At 63.4% G+C, this 20,662-nt stretch carries 19 protein-coding genes; 11 read left to right on the top strand and 8 right to left on the bottom strand.

Features of this window, described 5'->3' with window-relative positions:
• Positions 1-190: 190 nt before the first annotated feature.
• The 5 genes from CKO41_RS11000 to CKO41_RS18930 all read left to right on the top strand — a co-directional run bounded on the left by CKO41_RS11000 (position 191) and on the right by CKO41_RS18930 (position 3,202).
• Positions 191-520 carry a peptidase associated/transthyretin-like domain-containing protein gene (locus CKO41_RS11000; protein WP_200382266.1) on the top strand — a complete coding sequence of 110 codons (330 nt, stop codon included), beginning with the start codon at positions 191-193 and terminating at the stop codon, positions 518-520.
• A gap of 299 nt (positions 521-819) precedes the next feature.
• Entirely contained in the window at positions 820-1,320 is a 501-nt protein-coding gene (locus CKO41_RS10995; protein ID WP_200382265.1) for a hypothetical protein, read from the top strand.
• A gap of 984 nt (positions 1,321-2,304) precedes the next feature.
• Positions 2,305-2,448 (top strand): entericidin A/B family lipoprotein, encoded by a 144-nt coding sequence (locus tag CKO41_RS10990; RefSeq protein ID WP_200382264.1) that lies wholly within the window; start codon positions 2,305-2,307, stop codon positions 2,446-2,448.
• Positions 2,449-2,495: 47 nt separating this feature from the next.
• The gene (locus CKO41_RS10985; protein WP_200382263.1) at positions 2,496-2,714 is read left to right on the top strand and encodes a YgaP family membrane protein; all 219 of its coding nucleotides are present in this window, start codon (positions 2,496-2,498) and stop codon (positions 2,712-2,714) included.
• A 353-nt stretch (positions 2,715-3,067) separates the two neighbouring features.
• Entirely contained in the window at positions 3,068-3,202 is a 135-nt protein-coding gene (locus tag CKO41_RS18930) for a hypothetical protein (protein WP_276568938.1), read from the top strand.
• Between the two features lie 295 nt (positions 3,203-3,497).
• Here the strand turns inward: CKO41_RS18930 and CKO41_RS10980 are convergent, their stop codons facing one another.
• Complete coding sequence (locus CKO41_RS10980; protein WP_200382262.1) at positions 3,498-4,412, bottom strand: Crp/Fnr family transcriptional regulator; 915 nt, start codon at positions 4,410-4,412, stop codon at positions 3,498-3,500.
• A gap of 644 nt (positions 4,413-5,056) precedes the next feature.
• On the opposite strand from CKO41_RS10980, the gene CKO41_RS10975 reads away from it, so the two are divergent.
• Positions 5,057-5,806 (top strand): Crp/Fnr family transcriptional regulator, encoded by a 750-nt coding sequence (locus tag CKO41_RS10975; RefSeq protein ID WP_200382261.1) that lies wholly within the window; start codon positions 5,057-5,059, stop codon positions 5,804-5,806.
• A gap of 174 nt (positions 5,807-5,980) precedes the next feature.
• Here the strand turns inward: CKO41_RS10975 and CKO41_RS10970 are convergent, their stop codons facing one another.
• Complete coding sequence (locus tag CKO41_RS10970) at positions 5,981-7,099, bottom strand: AI-2E family transporter (RefSeq protein ID WP_200382259.1); 1,119 nt, start codon at positions 7,097-7,099, stop codon at positions 5,981-5,983.
• A gap of 144 nt (positions 7,100-7,243) precedes the next feature.
• Between CKO41_RS10970 and CKO41_RS18675 the strand changes: the two genes are divergently transcribed.
• Positions 7,244-8,098 carry a lipid-binding SYLF domain-containing protein gene (locus CKO41_RS18675; protein WP_242464265.1) on the top strand — a complete coding sequence of 285 codons (855 nt, stop codon included), beginning with the start codon at positions 7,244-7,246 and terminating at the stop codon, positions 8,096-8,098.
• 185 nt (positions 8,099-8,283) lie between these two features.
• Here CKO41_RS18675 and CKO41_RS10960 read toward each other — a convergent pair whose 3' ends face one another.
• The 3 genes from CKO41_RS10960 to CKO41_RS10950 all read right to left on the bottom strand — a co-directional run bounded on the left by CKO41_RS10960 (position 8,284) and on the right by CKO41_RS10950 (position 10,389).
• Entirely contained in the window at positions 8,284-9,642 is a 1,359-nt protein-coding gene (locus CKO41_RS10960) for a DUF2254 domain-containing protein (RefSeq protein WP_200382257.1), read from the bottom strand.
• 172 nt (positions 9,643-9,814) lie between these two features.
• On the bottom strand, positions 9,815-9,937 hold the full coding sequence (locus CKO41_RS19130) for a four helix bundle suffix domain-containing protein (protein WP_420826473.1): 123 nt from the start codon (positions 9,935-9,937) through the stop codon (positions 9,815-9,817).
• A 20-nt stretch (positions 9,938-9,957) separates the two neighbouring features.
• Positions 9,958-10,389 (bottom strand): four helix bundle protein, encoded by a 432-nt coding sequence (locus tag CKO41_RS10950; protein WP_200382255.1) that lies wholly within the window; start codon positions 10,387-10,389, stop codon positions 9,958-9,960.
• A gap of 157 nt (positions 10,390-10,546) precedes the next feature.
• On the opposite strand from CKO41_RS10950, the gene CKO41_RS10945 reads away from it, so the two are divergent.
• The 4 genes from CKO41_RS10945 (at position 10,547) to CKO41_RS10930 (ending at position 15,356) form a co-directional block, all read left to right on the top strand.
• Positions 10,547-11,725, top strand: coding sequence for a DesA family fatty acid desaturase (locus tag CKO41_RS10945; RefSeq protein WP_200382254.1), 1,179 nt, complete (start codon positions 10,547-10,549; stop codon positions 11,723-11,725).
• A gap of 460 nt (positions 11,726-12,185) precedes the next feature.
• Complete coding sequence (locus CKO41_RS10940; protein WP_200382253.1) at positions 12,186-13,019, top strand: Crp/Fnr family transcriptional regulator; 834 nt, start codon at positions 12,186-12,188, stop codon at positions 13,017-13,019.
• Positions 13,020-13,225: 206 nt separating this feature from the next.
• Positions 13,226-13,465 (top strand): CsbD family protein, encoded by a 240-nt coding sequence (locus CKO41_RS10935; RefSeq protein WP_200382252.1) that lies wholly within the window; start codon positions 13,226-13,228, stop codon positions 13,463-13,465.
• Between the two features lie 487 nt (positions 13,466-13,952).
• Positions 13,953-15,356 carry a mechanosensitive ion channel domain-containing protein gene (locus CKO41_RS10930; protein WP_338115568.1) on the top strand — a complete coding sequence of 468 codons (1,404 nt, stop codon included), beginning with the start codon at positions 13,953-13,955 and terminating at the stop codon, positions 15,354-15,356.
• 240 nt (positions 15,357-15,596) lie between these two features.
• On the opposite strand, the gene CKO41_RS10925 is transcribed toward CKO41_RS10930, so the two are convergent.
• From CKO41_RS10925 to CKO41_RS10915, 3 genes are all read right to left on the bottom strand, one after another.
• A complete protein-coding gene (locus CKO41_RS10925; RefSeq protein WP_200382251.1) occupies positions 15,597-16,214 on the bottom strand; it encodes a response regulator transcription factor in 618 nt (205 codons plus the stop codon).
• A 2-nt stretch (positions 16,215-16,216) separates the two neighbouring features.
• A complete protein-coding gene (locus tag CKO41_RS10920; RefSeq protein WP_200382250.1) occupies positions 16,217-18,454 on the bottom strand; it encodes a PAS domain S-box protein in 2,238 nt (745 codons plus the stop codon).
• 125 nt (positions 18,455-18,579) lie between these two features.
• Positions 18,580-20,394, bottom strand: a complete 1,815-nt coding sequence (locus tag CKO41_RS10915; RefSeq protein ID WP_200382248.1) for an EAL domain-containing protein — start codon at positions 20,392-20,394, stop codon at positions 18,580-18,582.
• Positions 20,395-20,662: the final 268 nt, after the last annotated feature.

Genomic DNA, 20,662 nt, shown 5'->3' with positions numbered 1-20,662 from the left:
CTTGGGGCGGGGAACGGGGGGCATGGTGGAAGGCCAGACCCCGACGGAGTGGGCGATCGCGCCCGCGGGGTCGGTTCTTCCCGAGGGGACCTTTCTACCGGAGGCTCCGTCGGCGGCGCCTGGTAAAAGCGACGCACCACCGCAGGGCGCGATCCTCGAAACCAGGTCGACAGAGGAGGGCGTTCCCTACATGAGCGGAGGGATCGGCGTCTCCGAACGCGAAGAACTCGCGCAGGTCAAGTCCCAATATAACCTTCGGCTCCTCTTCGCCGTGCAGGGCTCCGGGGAGTATCTGTCCAACATTCAGGTGCGGGTCGAGGAGGTCTCCGGTCGGACACGACTCGCGGCCGTATCCCAGGGTCCTTTTTTCTACGCTCGCCTTGCGCCGGGGCGCTATAACCTGACAGTCGACGCGGCCGGGCAGGTCCAGACCCGGCAGGTCACAGTGCCGGCGAACGGGGCGACCGAGCAGTCCTTCTATTGGGCATCCCACTATACAATCGGTGATGCGCCGCGCTGAGGCCGATCTAGATAGGAAGGTCGAAGAGCTTTATCGTCGGTTCGCGTCTTGGTCCGGACGACCGGTTCAACTATCTTAGACGCGAAGATTGCAATTGGACGTGCATAGGTGCAGAGGAAGCTAATAAAGCAACGACTCATTGAGTGGTTTTTTGCAATCTTTCGGCGATCAGTGTTTCGCTAGCAACGGATTGAATTTTTTGCGGTCTTCGCGGTTCGGCTGTTTTTTTAGGTTAGAACTCGGCAGGACGTACGCGGACCATCTGTACTCGCCCTTCAGCGGACCGAGGAGGCCAGGCCATGACCCAGGTTCACGCACGATTTGCTCGATACCGCGGCCGGGCGGCGGCGTATTCGCAGTCCGAAATCGACTGGGTGGAGCAACTGTCGATCCTTTCGGGCGTCTGGCAGGAATTTCAAAGCAGCCGGATCGGATTGGCCCTTCTCGACGTAGCCGTCGGTCGTGAGTCAAGCCTGGCGGTGATCTTGCAGCCAGCCGTGGCCGAAATGCGTCAAGCGCATCAGGCCCTACGACAGGAGGCGCTGGGCTTGCTGGATCGGCTTGCGGCCCTCATCGATGAGATGGGTCCTGCAACCGGCAACAACGACCAACCCCAGACCAATCTGCGTCCGAGGACTAGGCTCGATGTCGATCCTGCGACCCGGCGATTCTGGTCCCGGGATCAGGGCTCCGCGCATGAGGTTGCCCTCATTGACCGCGTGGAGTGGCGGGCCTTGTTGGCTCAGCCCAGGGGTCACCTGGTATCGGTTCAAAAGAAACGGGTGCATTTGTCGGGTTAGCGCAGCGTAACCCGACCGGGGGCCGAGTTGTAACGCCTATTGGTGAATCGTTCCCTAGAGAGTCGTAACTATTTACTTGGCCCCCTGAACGACTAGCCCCCAATTGGCGCCCTATGATGTCCCATGCTGTTGCGACCGACCAGGCAAGAAGAGGCTCGCGCAGAGACGCAGAGGCGCAAAGTGAAGAAAGCGCATTGGTCGATGTCACCAGTGCGCTTTTCTTCTCTCCTTCATGCTCCGCGCCTTTGCGTCTCTGCGCGAGCACTCTTTTTCGCGGTCATGCCCCCGTCATTCTTCCAGCCCGTTGACGCAGCGGACGGCTCCTTCTGTACGGATTTGAGCTCCAGCTTGAACGGATTGGGTTGTCTGCGTGATATGGCGCTTCCTGATGTACATTATTGTGCGGTCGCGCCCTCATTGCAGTCAGGATTTCCCACGAGAGAACATAAGAGATCGGGTGAGTTGTGCAAGCTCGGGACCTGATGTGTCAGGTATGGTGCTCGATGCGCGCCGTGACCGGACGTCGCCGCGGCCACCCTTGCTCCGTGGGCTTGCCGAAACCCCGTTCATCATGAGAACGCTCCTTAAGTTCGCTAGCGCACTGACGGCACGGCCCGTTCGGCATAGAGTTCGCATCACCGGGTGCAATCGTCGGTAGACAGAGGCGACAAGGCAAGACACGGAAAATAGGAGACCACGGCGACGTTGGGTTACGGCGCGCATCCAACGCTGTACGAAGACCTTAAGGCCCGAGATGGCGCGCCTAACCCAACCGACGTGGCACGTTATTTCGCGGGCCTTGCCTAAGCGCTCACCCTCGGCCCCACTCGATGCCACTGCAAGCGTCCTACTCCGCGATGAGCGAGACCGGCGCCAGTCTCGCCAATAGGCTTGGCGGCGGTGGCTCGGGAGCCGATGATCACCGGGCGGATAGGCTGTGGCACAAGGACATCGGATGGCATAGACACACGACTGGAGAAGGTGATGAACACTGTCATAGCACTGATTCTAGTGATCGCGCTCGGTGGGTTGAGCGCCTGTAATACCATCGAGGGCGCCGGTCAGGATATCCAAAGCGGCGGTCGAGCCGTGAGCGATACGGCTAGGGACGTCAAGGACGAGATGTGAAGCGCCACGGAGGCCAAGAAACATCCTAAACCACTGGAGCAATGATCATGAATTTCGATTTCACTAAGCACAACGTCGGCAACATCGATCGCCTGATCCGAGCGGCTCTAGGCGTTCTACTGATCGCCAGCGTCTTCTTCGGCAGTAGCTGGGTGATCGGGCTGATTGGCGCAGTGCTGCTTGGCACCGCCTATTTCCGGTTCTGCCCGGCCTACGCGCTCTTCGATTTCAGCTCCAACAAGGATGCGGCGCCCACGGGCAAGTAGCCCACCGCGCCGCCCACCGACCGGGCCATCGCGCCCGGTGGTGGTTAGACCTAGGCTGAAGTTCCAGAGCCTATCTCTGTAAATTGCCTTGTAGATCAATGCGGAGGTGTCGTCTTCGCTGCATTCCTCTGGGTACTGTACCCATGAATCGCTCGAATTTTGACCAAGTAGAGTTTATAGTCGGAACGGCGAATCAGAAGCTTAACTGGACCCAGGCGCGTGCGCGATAAAATCAGTTAATAGCTTGATTAAAAAACGATTTTTCTATTCAGCCTCTGGAACTTCAGCCTAGGCGGGAGACCGCCGAGGCCGATACTCCAAGAGCAGGGTTCACACTAGGAGGTGCCCATCCCATGACCAAAGAACGAAAAAGCAACAAAGAAGCGAAAAAGAAGCCCGGCCTCACCCTGAAAGAAAAGAGGGATGCCAAGAAAGATAAGCACGAAGCCAAGACCCTGCTGGGAAACGTCAAAGCCGGCTTGGTCTGATGCGCGAACGGAGACCGGCTCGGGTCTCCGCGTCACCCGCCGTCCGGCACACGAGCCGCTTCGAGCCTTTAGGCGGCACACGGAAAATAGGAGGCCACGGCGACGTTGGGTTACGGCGCGCATCCAACGCTTTGCCAAGACCTTAAGGCCCGAGATGGCGCGCCTAACCCAACCTACGTGGCTGCCGGCTTAATGATCGCGGCCGGGGACCGTTTCCTCGTAAGCGAGGCCGCTGGCTGGGTTTCCTTTCTCAAGCCCAGCCGGCGCCGGCGGGGTCCGTGCGCGGGCTCGCGGCTTAACCCATGCGCCCGCGCCCTCCAAGTTCTTCCAGGATATCCTTCACCTTTTCATGGCACTCGCAAGCAGATGCCTGGAGGCCTTGCCGATCCAGGAGCTGGATGTCGCCATGGCGGTATTGGATCAGGCCCCGTTGTTGAAGATTGCCGGCTGCCTGGGTTATCCCAACCCGTCTCACGCCCAATAGATTTGCCAGCCCATCATGCGTAAAGTGAAGCGAATTCGAATGGAGTCGCGCGCTCGCTAGCAGCAGCCACTGGGCCAGGCGTCCCTCCACCTGGTGGAACTGACTGCAACAGACGCTCTGGCTGATCTGGGCGATCAAGGCATGGGCATAGCGCCCGAGGGCGTGTTGCAATGCGGGATAGGCGTCGACGGCGGCACGGAAGTGCGGCCATTCCATCGTCATGGCCGTCCCCGTCGTCTGCACCACGGCCCGGTGGATGGATCGGCGACTCCCGAACGCCAAGGGCAGACCGACCATCCCCTCCGAGCCAACCTGCGCGACCTCGACCCGTTTGCGGCTGTTGTGGCTATTGCTGCCGTTCAGGGTCAATAGAGAAATCAGAAGGTCGTCGTCTGGAAAGTAGATACTGCGAATGAAGACCCCGGGCTCGAGGAGCACCTCTCCAATGTGGAGCCTGACCTGCTCGAGGCCGGTCAATAGGCACCCGTGATCCTCGCGGCAAAGGGTCGCCAGGAGCAGGTTGGTAGAGGCTCCAGCCTGAAAATTTGGCACGGCCCCCCCGTCGAAGACGTGATCGTCAAGGACGCAATGCGTCCGGTCCCGGCTGGTGCTGGCAGAGGGATACCTCGATTCCTGGACCCCGGGCGCTGCAGAATCCCAGCAATACCGATCAGTCAGCCAGACCAGGTTCTCGCCGTAACGCGCAAGCTGCGCGAGATCCAGCATCCGGCAGACGTCGAAATTATGAGCGCGAAATTCACCCCGCTCTGTGCGGCATCACACCTAAAGGCCCCCAGAAGAGTCAGCAGCGCCAGGTACGATCGGCGACAAAACCGGGCGGAGCATAGTAGGGACGCGGTTGGGGCTCGCGTCGGGGGTGCCGCCGGCGCCGTCCTGACGGAATGACGGACGGCAGCGCGCGCGGCATGATCGGTGGGGCCGCGGGTTGGCGGTGTCATCAGCCAAGAGGTCGGTTAGGGCGGGAACTGAGCCCTAAAAGGGCGTGTGGCCGCACGCACCCGAAGGGGTGCTGGCCGAGGGGAGAAGACTTGGCATCCCGGGCGCGGCTTTCGGGATGACGGGGATCGGCCTTGCCCGTACCCGGCTCCGACTGTCCGATATCGAACATATCGTGCGACAATCGAGTCACAACTGCGCGCTTTGAGGGCGTCCAGTGTCGGCGGGCGGAGACGTCCCTCGCCGGGATCCGACCAGCCGACGCCTCATGACCCCGGCGCAGCCGGAGGCAGGCTTGGCCGGCCTCGCGCGTGGGGGTGACCTTGACGGGCGGAGGCCGCGATCTAAGCTTCTCTTGATGGTTATTGGGATGCGGCTGAGAGGAGGCGGACAGATGAACTTGGAGGCTCATCATGACACCTATACTTGGTCCCCCTCCCCACGCACCGGGTCACGCGGGCCCAAGGCAGAACCATCTGCTCGCCGTGCTCCCCGAGCCCCTCTACGAGCGACTGCTGCCGCATTTGACTCTCGTGTCTCTGCCGCTTGGTGAGGCCCTGTACGAGTCGGGTGGGTCGTTGACGCACGTCTATTTTCCTACCACCTCCATCGTGTCTCTACTGTATGTGATGGAGAGTGGAGCATCCGCGGAGATCGCCGTGGTCGGCAAAGAGGGCCTCGTTGGCGTCGCCATCTTGCTGGGCGGCGAGACGATGCCGAACCGCGCCGTGGTTCAGAGTCAGGGCTGGGCCTATCGGATGAAGTCCGAGGTGTTCAAGCAGGAGTTCAACCGCTCCGGGCCCTTGCATCGTCTGTTGTTGCGCTACACCCTGGCCCTGCTGACACAGATGGCGCAGACTGCCGTCTGCAATCGCCACCATACGGTGGATCAACAGCTTTGTCGCTGGCTGTTGCTCAGTCTCGACCGGCTACCGTCCAACGAACTGACTATGACCCAGGAGTTGATCGCCAATATGCTGGGGGTGCGTCGCGAAGGCGTGACCGATGCGGCCGGGCGATTGCAGCGGGCCGGCTTGATTCATTACAGCCGGGGCCACATCCGAGTGCTCGATCGACCGGGCCTGGAGGCGCGGGTGTGCGAGTGCTACGAGGTCGTCAAGACGGAGTTCGATAGGCTCCTGCCCAATACGACCGCGGAGTGATCAGGCCGATCGGATTCTATTGGCGATCTTATCCGTGAACCGCCTGGTTTCCTCCACCTGGCGCTCGCTCGGAGGGGATTCCTTGCCGTCGGCCAGGCCGTTGGCGTGGCGACATGGGTCGGCGGGCGAGGATTCACCGGTGCGTATCCTCCGAGTGAGGTCCAGCCGATCGGCCTACAGACCGATCTTGGGTACCTCGGGAACTTGTTCTTCGCGTCCCGGCAATGCTACTTCGCCGAGCCAGGCGAGGAACAGCTTGTAGCTGAGCACCAGGACGACAGCCCCCACGAACAGCCCGATGATGCCGGAGCTCAGGAAGCCACCAAAGGCGCCGATGAAGACGACCGCCATGGGTACGGCGACGCCGCGTCCAAGCAGCAAGGGCCTGAGCACATTGTCGATGTTGGTGACAAATAGGCTCCAGACGAGAAAAAGCACGGCAGTGAGGGTGTCGGCGTTGAAGAAGACATAAATCACGATGGGGACCACGACCAGGAAGACCCCCAATTGCAGCACGCCCAAGAGCAGCGACAACAGCGCCCAGAGGCCGGCCGCGGGTACGCCGACCGCCAGGAAGCCGAGCCCGGCCAGCGTCGACTGAATCAAGGCCACCCCCAGGATGCCGCGGGTAACGCTGCGCACCGTGGCCTCTGCGAGTTCGGCATACGCCTTTCCTGGCGCTCCGGCCAACCGTCTAGCGATGGCATAGGCGATGTGTTGCGCCGATTCCGCATTGATCATGATCAGGCCGCTGATGATGATGGCAAAGAAGAATTGCAGGATGCCGAGACCGGCCCCCGCGGCCGCCGACAGGAGCCATTTCCCTGCGGCCTGGAGTTGGGGCGCAAGATCGATCAGGGCCGCCGAAAGGTTGCTCGATGCCTGCTCCCATAAAGGCTGAAGCCAGTCTCCGATGAGCGGCCATTCGCCAACGCCGGGCGGGGGCGGGGGTACGCCAATGGTGCCCGTATCCAGGCCCGCCACCAGGTTGCGGGCACCCTCAACGAGCGTGCCGCTCAGGAGAATCGCAGGGACGATCAGGCTGATCAGCGCGATCAGGATGAATGCCACCGCGGCGGCTATCCGGCGTCCGCCGAAGATCCCGCACAGTCGGGCGTAACCGGGATAGGCGGCCACCGCGATGATGATGCCCCAGACGATGGGAGCCCAGAAGGGACGGACGATGTCGAGACACCAGGCGACCAATAGGACAATAAGCCCGATGCGGATGGCGGACTCGACCATCTGCGACACGAACAGCCTGCTTTCTTCCTGGCGCGTTGCCTCGGTCATGGGGCGCTCCGGTGGGGACCAGTATCGTGCCAATCATAATGCGGCTTGGCGCCGACGATCCAGCCCAATAGGGACCTGATCAGGGTGGCGGCGTCTTGCCCAACCCTGTCCCAAGTCGTACGCGCCTAGGCCGCTGGACAATGAATGCTGCCGGGCAGGCTGGATGACGATGAAAATGCCCTGAGCGCCCCGGTCGTCGTAGTCGGTCCTGCGCGAGCAAAGGCAATGTACGACACCGCACAGACCGCGCTTGACCATGCGACTAGGATCGTCCCCGCATCGGACGTCTACTCTGGCGGTGTATCCGGGTGTCGTCACGCGATCTTCCCCAAGGGTCGTCTCGGCTCGAGGAGTGGCGGCGCTGAGGGTTGGCTGTGGGAGACGGCGATGCGGTCGGGTATTTTGTCAGTCATCCAAGTAACCTACCTTTGTGGATGGGGAATCAAAATGTATATAATGCCACGTAATCTTTTCGCGCTCGTGTTGGCAGTCGTCTCGATGAGCATGATGAGTCAGGCGATTGCGGCCACCGCCGAGGATCTAGATAAGGATTCCATGCAGGCATTGGAGCGGCTGTATGAAGCTGTGCCCACTGCCAAGACCCTGTCGCAAACGGCCAAGGGCGTGCTCGTCTTTCCGAACGTGGTCAAGGCCGGTCTGGTGTTCGGCGGCAGCTATGGTGAAGGCGTGTTGATCAAGGACTCGAAGGTCGTCGATTACTACAACTCCGTTACTGGATCCTGGGGTCTGCAAGCAGGCGCCCAGTCCTATGGATATGCGGTGTTTCTGATGACCGAAGAGGCCGTCAGCTATCTTGAAAAGTCGCGCGGTTGGGAGCTTGGCGTAGGTCCGACTGTGGTCGTCGCTGACGAGGGGGTCGCAAGGAATCTGTCGACATCCTCGCTGCAGAATGACGCCTATGCGTTTATTTTCAGTCAGCAGGGCTTGATGGCCGGCGTCAGCATCGAGGGAACCAAGATTTCCCGCATCGATCGGTAGGCCGACAATGGACGGCCGGGCCTTCGTAATAGGCCCGGCCAAGGTCGACTGCCATGATGGGGTGTCGGCGAGAATGCCTCTTAAGAACAGCGCGTTACCTTGGTCCGGCGGCGGGCAGCTCGTCCGGTGGGCAACGGCGTCATGAAGGACGATCGGTATCGAACTGGATCTGCATGCGGTGCTCGTCATGGCGTTCCGTTTTGCTTGATCTGGACGAAGGGCAGCGGCCCCCCGGCCAGGGCTTCGCGCACCCGCACCAACCTTTGCGCCAACTGATTGCGGTCATGTGGGGATCTGATGCTGCGTTCGGCCGTCTCGGCGATCTCGTCGACCTTTTGTCCGAGGGCTCGCCGCCTGCGTGGGCTTTGGGTCACACAGGCGATGGTTTGCAGTGCTCCAAGTAGCCGTAGCAGGGTGGCGACATTGCCTCCGGCGTGCTGTCGGATCTGGTCGAAGGCTTCGCCCAACAGGCCCTCGAAGCTCGGGCCGCGGCCAATCACGCGCACCGCCCCCTGATGCAGCCAATATGGAGGGGCAATCCGGCGTGTCGCCAGTCGGGTCAGGATCGCCGCCAACTGGTCTATGCACATCACCGCGGTCGTGGTGTCGTTGATGCCAGGCGACAGGGCCTTCATGGCGATGTCGACGAGTTGGCGGATGCCGAAGGCGACATCCTGCTCCACCGTGCGCTGGCGACCGATGACGTAGACCGCGTTCAGTCTGGCCGTGGTCGCCTCGTCCAGGTCACCCCGGTCGAGCAGTGAGACCAGCGGCGTGCCCGCAACGACGAAATCGCCGATGCCGTGCTCCATCCGCAGGAGGGTGTCCAGTCCTCGGGCGACATCGAGCAGCGCGTGGGCGTCGAGCGTCTCGATGTAGCCGGTCTTGCTAGCCGGGAGGGCCAGCCAGGGCTGCCTGGTGCGCGCGTTCGCCAGGGTGTCGTCCGCGCCTCTGTCGTCATCGTCTCCCAGCTCGTCGGGAAACAGCTGATCCACGGCCGCGAGCGTCTCCTGCGCGGCCGTGGCAACGATGCTCGACGCCTGGATGCTGGTTGCAATGTGATGAATGAAGTGGATCAGCACCGCGATGCCGACGAACGCCAGCATCAGTCCGGTCAGCACAGCCAGCGTCGGGACGAACGTCCCTCCGTCCCCCTCGCGAATCGTCCGCAGGACCACCAGGCAGTAGGCGAAGATGCCGAGGAAGACGCCGAGCACCCACTGGTTGACGCGGTCGCGCATGAAGTTGCGAATGACGCGCGAGCTGTACTGACCGGAGGTCAGCGACAGCGCCACGAGGGTGATCGAGAACACCAGCCCGGCCACCGTGATCATGGAGCTGGCGACGGTCGTGAGCAGCCCACGGGCGCCGGCCGCGCCAGCGCCGAAGAGCAGCGGCCAGCGCCCCTCGAGATGCAGGTCGACGCTCGAATCCAGGGTGATCAGGAGGATGGCCAGGACCACGGCATCGATCACCATCAGGGCGGGGACGAACCAGAAGCTCGACCGCATCGCTTGCCACCCATGGTGGGGTTTCTTGGTCATGCTCGGAGATGCTCCCGTGATGCGGCTGGCCCGCGCGACCCGCCTGGGTTGGGTGCGGGGTCGATTGTCTTTGAAGTCTTTGGGGCTGAAGGACCTCAAAGACAACAACGACTTCGAGGACAAGCGCCCTAGCGACCACTGAGACGATCGGTCCTTGGAGTCTTCGTGGTCATCAAGACTCACCGCGCCTCCCGCGCTGTCGAGCCCGCTCACCGAGCCGCGCCCGGGTCATCCGCTCGCGCATCCCGCCTTGCTCGACGAATGCCGTCTCGAGCGCCCGAAGCTGCCGACTCAAGAGTACGCTCGTTACCCGAATCAACCCGATGATGACGTTGGCGCAGATGGCCGGGTCGGGATGCTCGATGCCTTTGCGAAAGGTCTCGTACGTGGCGCCAGGATGCGGTTCAAGGCACGCAGACGAAGGGCGTAGGGGTGTTCTCTTGGCCATTCGGCAATCCCGCGCACGCGCAGGAAGTCCCGGTAGTCGGCCAGCAGCTCCTCCTGGCTGGCGCGGGCGACATTGGTCAGCTTGATCTCCATTTCCTTCGAGGTGCCGGATGCCATGCTGCCCTCGATGATGTTCTGCTTGCCTGATCGGGCGGCCTGCACCATCTGGTCGTGGGTACGGTCGCGCTTATCGACAAATCGTTGACAAAAATGGACTGTGGCGTCGTAGACGATCTCGGCCTTTTGATAGGAAAGCAGGTTCTTGTAGCCGCCATGGGGTGGGATGAAGCCGGTCGCCATGAGGTTGCTCCTTGGCAGAAAGGACTGGAAGGACAGTTAGGACTTCAAGGACTTCAAGGACTTCAAGGACTTCATATCGCTTTGTGCGGCACCGCACTGACGCCGGTCGGCGCGGCGACCAATCTATGGCTATATCATGACGTTGGAGTCCGCACCCATGCCGCTTGGTCTCATCGAACTGCCTTGGTGGGGGTATGTTTTGGTCACTCTGGGCTTGACCCATGTGACCATCGCCTCCGTCACCATCTTCCTGCACCGGCATCAGGCGCACCATGCCCTGGATCTGCACCCGATCGCCAGCCATTTCTTCCGCGCCTGGCTGTGGCTCACCACGGGGACCATCACGCGCGAATGGGTTTCTATCCACCGTAAGCATCATGCCAAATGCGAGACCCCCGAAGACCCGCACAGCCCGCAGATCTACGGGATTAACAAGGTCTTGTTCGACGGCGTCGATCTCTATCGCCGCGAGGCCGCGGTGGCGGAAACGCTGGAGCACTATGGGCACGGCGTGCCCAACGATGCACTCGAACGCCACCTCTATGCGCGGCACAGTCGCTTCGGCGTCGCCCTCATGCTGCTGATCGATCTGGTGCTGTTCGGTCCCATCGGGCTCACGGTCTGGGCGGTCCAGATGTTGTGGATCCCATTCTTCGCCGCCGGGGTCATCAACGGCCTCGGTCATTATTGGGGCTACCGCCGCTTCGCGCCCAACGACGCCTCCAGGAACATCGTCCCCTGGGGCATCCTGGTCGGCGGCGAGGAGCTGCACAACAACCACCATGCCTATGCCACCTCGGCCAGGCTATCGAATGCGTGGTGGGAGGTCGACATTGGCTGGCTGTATATCCGCCTCCTGGAGGCACTTGGGCTCGCCAAGGTCCGGCGGATGGCGCCCAAGATGCGCTTCGACCGGACCAAGCGGCACTGCGACGCCGATACCTTGCAGGCCATCGTCACGCACCGCTACGCCGTGCTGGCCCGGTTGGCTCGGAGCCTGGAGCCGACGGCTCGGCAAGAGGTCCGCGAGCGGCACGTGGGTGCCGCACTCGGGTTGAGCGAGAAGAGGACGCTGCGAGCGGTCCAGAATGGGCTGCAGCGGGGCGCGGAGAATCTGCCCGGGACGGAGCGTGTCATCCTCGAGAAGGCGCTCACGGCCAGCCCGCTGCTGCGCACCCTCTACGCGATGCGCCAAGAGTTGGTCGCCCTATGGGGCCGCTCCAGCGCCTCGCGCGAGCAACTGGTCAAGCAGTTGGAGAGCTGGCTCCAGCAAGCCGAGACGAGCGGCGTCATCGCCCTGCAGCAGTTCTCCCGGAAGCTCAGCGGCTTCGGCTGATCATCGAATCTCGACCGAGGCGGCCATGAGCGATTCCCTGCGGAAGGGCCTGTGCTCCTGCTCGGCGTCGTAGGCAACACACGGAAGATAGCAGACCAGGGCGATGTTGGGTTACGGCGCGCATCGAGCCGCGCATCGGCCTTGGCGGGCGCCGCGTGACCGGCCGTCGGGTTAGGCCCCGAGGGGCTAACCCGACATGGCATTTTATCTCGCAGGAGTTGCCTAAAGTCCCCGCATCGAAGTTGGTGGAGTCTGCGTGGTCGAGTGCGACGACGCAGGCGAGGCAGGTTTGTTAGCTCCGTAATTCGACGGATCTCTCTCCCAGATCGCCACAATACCCAATCCTCGACGGCCTTCCTAAGATAATCATCAAAGTCGGGAAAAGGGTTCCTAATCGAGCCCTTTCGGACCGCACCCATCGGCCTGACTGAATTCTAAATCGATGATCTTGGAGGCGGCCATGTCCATCATGCCCAGCCCGATTGCCCGCCCAGCGTGCGTCCCCCGTCCGGGGGCCCCGCATCGCTCAGGTGCCCGCCCGATTGCCGTGCCCGACCCACGCAGGACAGGGTTGCGACTGCGCGCCCCGACACCAGGGCAGAACCATCTACTCGCCGTCTTGCCCGACGCCACTCAGGGACAGATCTTCCCACTGCTCGAACTGGTCCCCTTGGCGCTTGGCCAGGCCCTGTACGAGTCAGGCGAATCCTTGTCTCATGTGTACTTTCCGACCGACGCGATCGTGTCCCTGCTGCACGTTACGAGAAACGGCGCGTCTGCCGAGATCGCCGTGGTTGGCAACGAGGGCCTCATCGGCATTGCCCTGTTCCTCGGCGGCGGCACCATGCCGAACCGGGCCGTGGTGCAGAGCGAAGGCCAGGCCTACCGGCTGAAGGGACACCTATTCAAACGGGAGGTCGCCCGATCCGGGCCGCTGCAGCGTCTGTTGATGCGCTACACGCACGCGATGTTGACGCAGATGGCGCAGACCGCCGTCTGTAATCGGCATCATACGGTGGACCAGCAACTCTGCCGCTGGCTGCTGCTCAGTCTCGACCGGCTGCCCTCGGACGAGCTGAACATGACCCAGGAACTGATCGCCAATATGCTGGGGGTGCGCCGCGAGGGCGTCACCGAGGCGGCCGGGGCATTGCAACGTGCCGGCTTGATCCACTATAGCCGGGGCCACATCCGGGTGCTGGATCGATCGGGTCTGGAGGCTCGCGTATGCGAATGCTACGAGGTCGTCAGGAAGGAGTTCGAGCGCCTCCTGCCAAATGTCATCGCCGAATGATCCGTACCGATACGCTGCGGCGTCTAGCGCCATGATCCGCGGAACGCTGCGGTTCACGGGCGGCCCCGCAGGGTGCCGGTAGCAACGGCCCGTCTCCGTGCGTTGGCGAACCGACCGCCATCCGTCGCGCGCGTATCGTTCCCCCAGCGATGGGAAATCACATTCCGCGCTGGGGCGATGGCTCAGTTCATTGATAGGACAGACCCATGAACGAACACCAAATCAAAGGTCGGCGCGAAGAGGCCAAAGGCAAAGTGAAAGCGGTCGTCGGCGATGTCGCCGGAAATGACGAGTTGGCAGCGGAAGGAATGATCCAGCAGGACGCCGGCAAGGTCCAGGCGGGCGCTGGGGATTTCAAGGCAAAGATCAAGAAAGACAAGAAGGACAAGAAGGACAAGAAGGACAAGAAGGACAAGAAGGACAAGAAGGACAAGAAGGACGGCTAAGGCAAGGCCCGCGAAATAGAGAACCAAGTTGGGTTGGGCGCGCAATCTCGAGGCCCGATGTGTTCGGTGTGGCGCCGGATGCGCGCCGTAACCGCGACCTCGCGGTGGCCTCCGATCTTCCGTGTACTGCCTAAGGGCCGATTGGAGGACAAGTGAACAACCGGCGGCAACGCTTCGCGGCGGTAACCCTCACCATGATGGGGTCCGGCATCTCGGTATGACGGGGTGCGGCCTCGACATGATGTCGCGCGCTGTTGCGACCTGGCAAGAAGAGGCTCGCGCAGAGGGACTGATAGAAGAAGCTCGCGCAGAGACGCAGAGGCGCAAAGTGAAGAAAGAGCATTGATCGATGTCACCAGTGCGCTTCTCCTCTTCACCGCGTCCAATGGAGGGCGTTCGAGTGCGACGATGGCGCGGTCTCGGTGTCAGGGCATGCCTGCGGGCGGTAGTGCTTGGATCCCTGTGCTGCGCGGTAATCTCCTCGGTCGTGGCGCAGGAACCGGTCGACAACGGAGGCACGCCGCAGAAACTGATCACCCCCAACAAGGAGGAGCTGTCCCCGGTCGCCGCCAAGGTCGACGTCACGCCCGTCGCGCAAGACGAAGAGATCCGCCAGCGACTTCAGACCGTGTTGAACGCCACCGATTGGTTCACCGACCCGCAGGTCAGGGTCGAGGAAGGCGTCGTCTTTCTCAATGGTCAGGTGGACTCCGATGAGCTGAAAAAGTGGGCTGGGGATCTCGCGCGCAATACTCAGGACGTCGTCGCCGTGGCCAATCGGCTCGATGTTTCGGAACCGTCGCCCTGGGATTTTCGCCAGGCATCCAGCGGGATCTCTGCACTGTGGCGCGACTTCATCCGTGCAATGCCTTTCGTCCTTTTCGGATTGCTCATCTTGGCACTCTCCGTGGGGGTCGCCCTGTTGGCGACACGAGGGGTCCGCGCCTTGCTTCGCCGAAGGATTCCGACCAAACTTCTGCAGAATGTGATCGCTCGTGCGGCGGGAGGTTTTGTTGTCCTCTGTGGCGTCTATCTGATTCTGAGGGTTTCGGGCCTGACGCAACTGGCATTGACGCTGGTCGGAGGTACCGGTCTGATCGGCCTGATCCTTGGTATCGCATTCCGCGACATCACCGAGAACTTCCTGTCCAGCATCTTCCTTAGCATCCAGCGGCCGTTCGAGACGGGCGACCTGGTCGAGATCTCCGGCGTGACTGGGTATGTGCAGCAGCTCAACATGCGCACGACCATCTTGATGACCCTCGATGGCAACCTCGCGCAGATCCCAAACGCCACCGTTTATAAGACGATCGTCAGCAACTTCACGACGAGCGCCAACCGGCGCGCGGACTTCGTTGTCGGCATCGGCTACGAGGCTGCGATCGCCGAGGCCCAGGAGATTGCTCGCAAGGTCCTGGCGGACCACCCCGCGGTACTGAACGATCCTGAGCCCTCGGTCTTGGCGGACAGCCTCGGCAGCGCCACAGTCAACCTGCGCGTCTACTTCTGGCTAAACGGCCGCGAGCACAGCTGGCTGAAGGTCCGCTCGTCGGTCATCCGGCTGGTGAAGCGCGCCTTTCAGAACGAGGGCATCTCGATGCCCGACGAGGCACGGGAGGTGGTCTTCCCGCAAGGCATCCCCGTCACCTTGCTCGACCAGAAATCGACGGACGCGCGGGGTGGCGCGCCGGGCAAGCGAACCCCCGCCGAGCCGCGGCACCCAGAGCTCGAAGTCGTGTCGACAAAGGCGGAAGCGGGCCTATACAGCGAATCGATCGTCATCGAAGAGCAGGCACGGGAGTCGAGACCCTTGACGGAAGGCGAGAATCTCTTGCCTGTGGCTCCCGATACGCCAGACCCAGAGAAGCCCATGAAAGAACGCAGGCCATAGGGACAAAAGTCGCATTGCCTGATGTCGGTCAAGGGCATACCACAGCCCACTACCCAAGGCCCTGCCCTGTGAACAGGGTATCCGCGGGGCTGAGTTTCGCGCCTTTCGCGCCTTTCGCGCCTTTCGCGTATTTCGGTGTCTCACCGTCCCGAGCCGCCTCCTTCGCATCCGACGCACATGATGAGAAGGCGTCGCCCCAAATGTGGGTAGGGGGCGATACGGAAGACCGCTTGGGGTTCGTCAATAGCCCCGACTGCGTGACAGCAGGGTCATGCGCACCAGCGCCGAGACGGAGTTGGCCTCCAGCTTGCGCATCAGGTTGGCGCGGTGGGTCTCGACCGTGCGCACCACGATTTTCAGTGTACGGGCTATCTGTTTGTTGGAGAGGCCTTGCACCAGCAGGTCCAGCACCTGCCGTTCCCGCTCGGTCAGGGTCCCGAGCAACGCCGCTGTCCGTTGCGGTTGACCGAACAACGCACGGTTTTGCCGATCTCGTTCGAGGGCCTGACGCACCCGCTCCAGCAAGTCCTGGTGATTGACCGGTTTTTCGATGAAATCCACGGCCCCGCTGCGCATCGCGCGGGTCGCCGTCGGCACGGTGCCGTATCCGGTGACCATGATCACCGGCAGGAAGGCGTGACGCGCGCGCAGCTCATCGAGCAGGGCCAGGCCGTCCATCCCGGGCATCCGCAGATCCAGCACCAGGCAGCCGGCCTGATCCGGCGCGAGGTCCCCGAGGAACGCCTGGGCGCTGTCATAGGCCGCCACCGGTAACTGAAGCGATTCGAATAGCCAGCACAGCGAGCGCCGGACATCGGGATCGTCATCGACGATGAACACCGTGGCACGTTCATCCATGGTCATCGGCTCCACCCCCCCCCCCGGTGCACAGGCAGGGAGAAACCGATGACGGCGCCACCCCCGCGCCGCGGTCGCGCCCACATGCGTCCACCGTGGGCGGCGACGATGGCCTGGCCGATGAAGAGCCCGAGCCCGGTCCCGCCGTCCTTGGTCGTGAAGAAGGGATCGAATAGCCGGTCGATGCCCTCGGTGGGCAGTCCGCTGCCACGATCCGAGACCTCCACCTGCACGTGCCCCGCCGCGGTGACGCTGACCCGGACCTGCAACCGGCGGAGCCTGGTCGGGGTCCCGGCCATCGCTTCGACACCGTTCAGCAGCAGGTTGATCAGCACCTGTTCCAACTGGATCGGATCGCCCAAGACCGAGGGTGGGTCCGGATCGCCGAGACGGATCAGCGACACGCCCTGTTCTTGTGCCTCCCCCCGGGTCATCGCGATGGCCGAGGTGAGTACCTGATTCAGGTCCAGGGCGCTCAGCTCCTGTGGTTGCTGGGTCGCGAGACCCCGCAGGTGTCTCAGGATACGGCTGGCACGCTCCGCCAGCCCGATGATCTGGATCAGGGCGTCGCGGGCCACCGTCTGGTTGTCGGGTGCGCGGTCCAGACGTTCGCAGGCGCCACCGGCAAAGGCGCCGATCGCCATCAGCGGTTGATTCAACTCATGGGCGATGCCCGCGGCGAGCGCACTCACGCAGTTGATACGACCAAGCCGGGCCAGGGCATTGCGGTGCTCGAGGAGCCGCTGCTCCAGATCTTTGTTGGCCTGGATGTCCTCGACGATCGCCATCAGATAGGGGGCGCGGCCGACTTGGTGGAGCAATGCGCTGGTCGTCAGGCGGCACCACCGGGTCTCGCCCCCACCGGTCAAGAATCGCACCTCGATGGCCCGATCGGATGCCCCGGCGGGGCGATCCCTGGCCTGATCGAGATGGTGCGCCAAGGCCCCGGCATCATGCGCATGGATCAGCCCGTGACAGGTCCGTTGCCGCAGCTCGGCTTCCGGATAATCGAGGATCGCGCAGAGCCGTTGGTTGGCCCGCAGAAAACCGCCGCTCGGGTCGAGGTGCGCGATCCCGACGGCGGCTTGCTCGAAGGCGGTCCGGTACCTTTCTTCGCTTTCGGCGAGGGCCTGACGCGTCGCGAGCCCGTCCAGGATCTGGCCGAGACGATCGGCGATGGCGGCCAACAGGGCCTGCTCCTCGTCGTCCCAGATCCGGGCGGTGTCGGACCAATGCAGACCCAAGAGCCAGGGGGGAGCGACGGTCGGGCGCACCGCGACGGCGATCAGCGGAAAGGCCGCGAGGGGCTGGCCGGCCGGCCAGCCGACCCGATCGCCGGGATGGGTCACCACCGGTCCGTCCCGCAGGGTCCGCTCCATCAGCGCGGCCAGCGCCGGCGTAGAGGCGATGGAAGGGCCGGTCGTGGCTACCTCCCCGGGTGCCGCGGGGTGGCCTGTCTCGGCGCGCACCTCCAGCGCCGTTGCCGCTCGATCGCAGGGATAGAGGAGCAAGGCGCCATCGACGCCGAACAGCGCGGAGATCTCTTCGAGGGTCCGCTCGAGCAGGGTCTCAGGTGCCGCGCCCGTCGCGGCCGGCGTCGAGATGCGCTCGAGCCCGCCGATCAGTCGCCGGCGGGTCCGTTCCTGGGTCGCCAGCTTGATCAGTCGCTGGCGTTCCTGCTCGGCGTCCCGATGCGCTGTGATGTCGGTTACGATGGTGCGCACCAGATCGCCCTGGTCGTCGCCCTCAGGGATGCTCTCCAGCATCAGGATGCGCTCGCGGCCATCCTTGGCGCGCAGGTGCACCTCGTCGGTCCGGCGGCCCCGCGTGGCGAGGGTCGTTAGGATATGGACCCGCAGGCGCTGGCGGTCCTCGCGGGGCAGCAGGCCACTGAGCGAGCGACCCACGAGCCGCTCGCGCGAGCGCTCGAGCAGGGTGGCGCCCGTCAGGTTGATGGTCTGGATCCGGGAGGCGTGATCCAGGACGAGATAGCCGACGGGCGCGAAATCATAGAGGTCGGCGTAGCGCTCGCGCGAGGCCTCCAGAACCGTCTGGAGTTGCCGCAGCTCCTGGTTTTGCTGTTCCAGCTCGATCTGGTGGACCTGGAGGTCATGGCAAAGCTGGGCCAGCCGGTCGTCCTGGGTCTCGCCCTTCGGCACCCGGGACTCGACCGGTTGAAAACCCGCGCCAGGATCATTGGCCATCGCCTCCGCGGTGGTCCGTACGGACGTGTCCGTCATGGTGGTCCTCCTCGTGTGGCCATCTTGTCGTTGCGCGCGACCTCTTAATGATGAGTCGGCACCCGGCGCCGCTGATCCGGCACGTTTCGTGGCTCGGATCGCGCGTGACAACGCATGCCCAAGCCCTATGCACCCAGGGCGGCAAGTTCCCCGGCCAATTTCTCGGCCGGGATCGGGGCCGAATAGAGAAAGCCTTGTCCCAGGGTGCAGCCCTGTTCATTCAGAAAGCGCTCCTGCCTTTTGGTTTCGACACCCAGGGCGATGACGTCAAGGCCCAGGCTCTGGCCCAACGCGAGGATCGCCCTGGCGATGGCCCCGTCGCGGTCGCTCTCCGGCAGGTTGGCGATGAAGGAACGGTCGATCTTCAGCCAGGTGACCGGTAGGCCCCGGAGGCAACCCAGAGACGAAAAGCTGGCGCGGGACCCATCGATGGCGATCGCGATACCCAGGTCTCGAAGCTCGCTCACGACCACCGCGGACTCGCTCGGATGGGCCATGATCGCCGTCTCCGTGATCTCTAGCCTCAACTGCCGCGGATCCAGTTCCAGTGAGCCCAGCAGGGTGCCAAGCTCGCCGATGAACGCGGGGCGCTTCAGCAGCCGGTTCGAGACGTTGACGGTCATGCGGATCTCGTCGGCCAGCCCGTCGCCTTGCCAGCGCTTGCGTTGCGCGCAGGCCGTGCGCAGGACCCAGGTGTCGATCTCCTGGATCAGGCCGGTCTCCTCGGCGAGCGGGAGGAATCGCGGCGGTGGCAAAAGCCCCAGGCGCGGATGCTGCCAGCGCACCAGCGCCTCGATCCCGACCCAACGCCGCGTGTCCAAGGCCAACTGCGGCTGATAGTGCAGCCGGAGCTCGCCGTTGGGCGCGGCCTGGCGCAGTTCCTGTTCCATGGCCATCCGCTCGCAGATCGATTCGGTCATCCCGGTGGTATAGAACCGGTAGCCGTCGCGTCCCGAACGCTTGGCCAGATACATCGCGGTGTCGGCCTTGGTCAGCAGTTCGTCGACATCGTGGCCGTCGTCCGGGGCGAGACTGATGCCGACGCTGATCGTCAAGGGGATGGTCTGGCCGCCGATCTGGTAGGGTTGGCCAAGGGTGTGGAGCAGCTTTTCGGCAACGATCGCGGCATCGCGACTGGCGCCCAGGTTCGCGATCAGCAGCGTGAACTCGTCGCCACCGAACCGCGACAAGGTGTCCCCGCTACGCAAGTGCCCGGTCAGCCGGGCGCTCACCTGTTTCAGAATCTCGTCACCGGCCGCGTGGCCATGGGTATCGTTGATCTCCTTGAAGCGATCCAGATCGACGAAGAGGACGGCGACCTTCCGACCGGATCGCCGACTCTGAAGGATCGCTTGGCTCAGCCGGTCGTCGAACACCAAGCGGTTCGGCAGTCCGGTCAACGGATCCTGATGGGCGAGACGCTGGAGCTGGCGCTCGCGTTCCCGAAGCTGATCGAGCAGACGCCGCGGTTCGGTGATATCGAGCAGCGCGCACTGGTAGTGAACGCCCTCGTCGGCGCGGGCGAGGTCGCAGTCCAGGCGCAGATGGAGGGCCTCGTCACCGGGCTGCCGGATCATGGCCACCTCGGCCCATTGGTGCTCGCCGGTCGCCGCGACGCGCCGCAGTAGGTCCCGCAGGGCAGGGCGCTGGCCGTTGGGTAGACGGCGCGCCAGCGAGGTGCCCAGGAGTCGCTCACGCGGCACCCCGAACAGGGTTGCGGCGGTCAGGTTGATCTCGGTGATGACCCCCAACGCATCCAGCGTACAATAGCCGACCGGGGCCCGATCATAGAGCTCGGCATAGCGATCGCGGGAGATCTCCAGTGCCCGCTGGGTCTCCCGCAGGGCGATGTTCTGCTGCTCGAGCTCAAGCTGATGGATCCGCAGGTCCCGCAGGGCTCGGTGCAGGGTTGCGCGGTCTTGCGGAACGTCCGCAGCCACGGCCCTGGCCCTGGCCCTGGCCTGGCCCTGCGCGCCTTCGCGGTGAGGATCCATATCGGTTTCCTGTCTCGGAATGCCCCCGTCCGGACGCCGGGATTCAGTGCCGGTCGTGCCGGCACGGCAACCGTACTCTGCTCCTTGGAGGCTAGTCGCCAGCGACGGATGCGCCTATTGGGATGACCCGAAGGCCCCTTCAGTAGTCTTACCGAGACACCGGCCAAGGCGAGGGTCTGCCTGCTTGCTGGCACGCCGTATCGCCAGGGGCACC

Source organism: Thiococcus pfennigii (assembly GCF_016583835.1).
Lineage (GTDB): Bacteria > Pseudomonadota > Gammaproteobacteria > Chromatiales > Chromatiaceae > Thiococcus > Thiococcus pfennigii.
Note: the sequence above shows the minus strand (reverse complement) of the source record. Positions and strands in the feature narration are given on the sequence as shown.

Excerpts from the sequence above, each read along its gene's own strand:
- CKO41_RS11000 (WP_200382266.1), top strand. The coding sequence starts at position 191 with ATGAGCGGAGGGATCGGCGTCTCCGAACGCGAAGAACTCGCGCAGGTC.
- CKO41_RS10995 (WP_200382265.1), top strand. The coding sequence starts at position 820 with ATGACCCAGGTTCACGCACGATTTGCTCGATACCGCGGCCGGGCGGCG.
- CKO41_RS10990 (WP_200382264.1), top strand. The coding sequence starts at position 2,305 with ATGAACACTGTCATAGCACTGATTCTAGTGATCGCGCTCGGTGGGTTG.
- CKO41_RS10985 (WP_200382263.1), top strand. The coding sequence starts at position 2,496 with ATGAATTTCGATTTCACTAAGCACAACGTCGGCAACATCGATCGCCTG.
- CKO41_RS18930 (WP_276568938.1), top strand. The coding sequence starts at position 3,068 with ATGACCAAAGAACGAAAAAGCAACAAAGAAGCGAAAAAGAAGCCCGGC.
- CKO41_RS10980 (WP_200382262.1), bottom strand. The coding sequence starts at position 4,412 with ATGCTGGATCTCGCGCAGCTTGCGCGTTACGGCGAGAACCTGGTCTGG.
- CKO41_RS10975 (WP_200382261.1), top strand. The coding sequence starts at position 5,057 with ATGACACCTATACTTGGTCCCCCTCCCCACGCACCGGGTCACGCGGGC.
- CKO41_RS10970 (WP_200382259.1), bottom strand. The coding sequence starts at position 7,099 with ATGACCGAGGCAACGCGCCAGGAAGAAAGCAGGCTGTTCGTGTCGCAG.
- CKO41_RS18675 (WP_242464265.1), top strand. The coding sequence starts at position 7,244 with ATGCTGCCGGGCAGGCTGGATGACGATGAAAATGCCCTGAGCGCCCCG.
- CKO41_RS10960 (WP_200382257.1), bottom strand. The coding sequence starts at position 9,642 with ATGACCAAGAAACCCCACCATGGGTGGCAAGCGATGCGGTCGAGCTTC.
- CKO41_RS10950 (WP_200382255.1), bottom strand. The coding sequence starts at position 10,389 with ATGGCGACCGGCTTCATCCCACCCCATGGCGGCTACAAGAACCTGCTT.
- CKO41_RS10945 (WP_200382254.1), top strand. The coding sequence starts at position 10,547 with ATGCCGCTTGGTCTCATCGAACTGCCTTGGTGGGGGTATGTTTTGGTC.
- CKO41_RS10940 (WP_200382253.1), top strand. The coding sequence starts at position 12,186 with ATGTCCATCATGCCCAGCCCGATTGCCCGCCCAGCGTGCGTCCCCCGT.
- CKO41_RS10935 (WP_200382252.1), top strand. The coding sequence starts at position 13,226 with ATGAACGAACACCAAATCAAAGGTCGGCGCGAAGAGGCCAAAGGCAAA.
- CKO41_RS10925 (WP_200382251.1), bottom strand. The coding sequence starts at position 16,214 with ATGGATGAACGTGCCACGGTGTTCATCGTCGATGACGATCCCGATGTC.
- CKO41_RS10920 (WP_200382250.1), bottom strand. The coding sequence starts at position 18,454 with ATGACGGACACGTCCGTACGGACCACCGCGGAGGCGATGGCCAATGAT.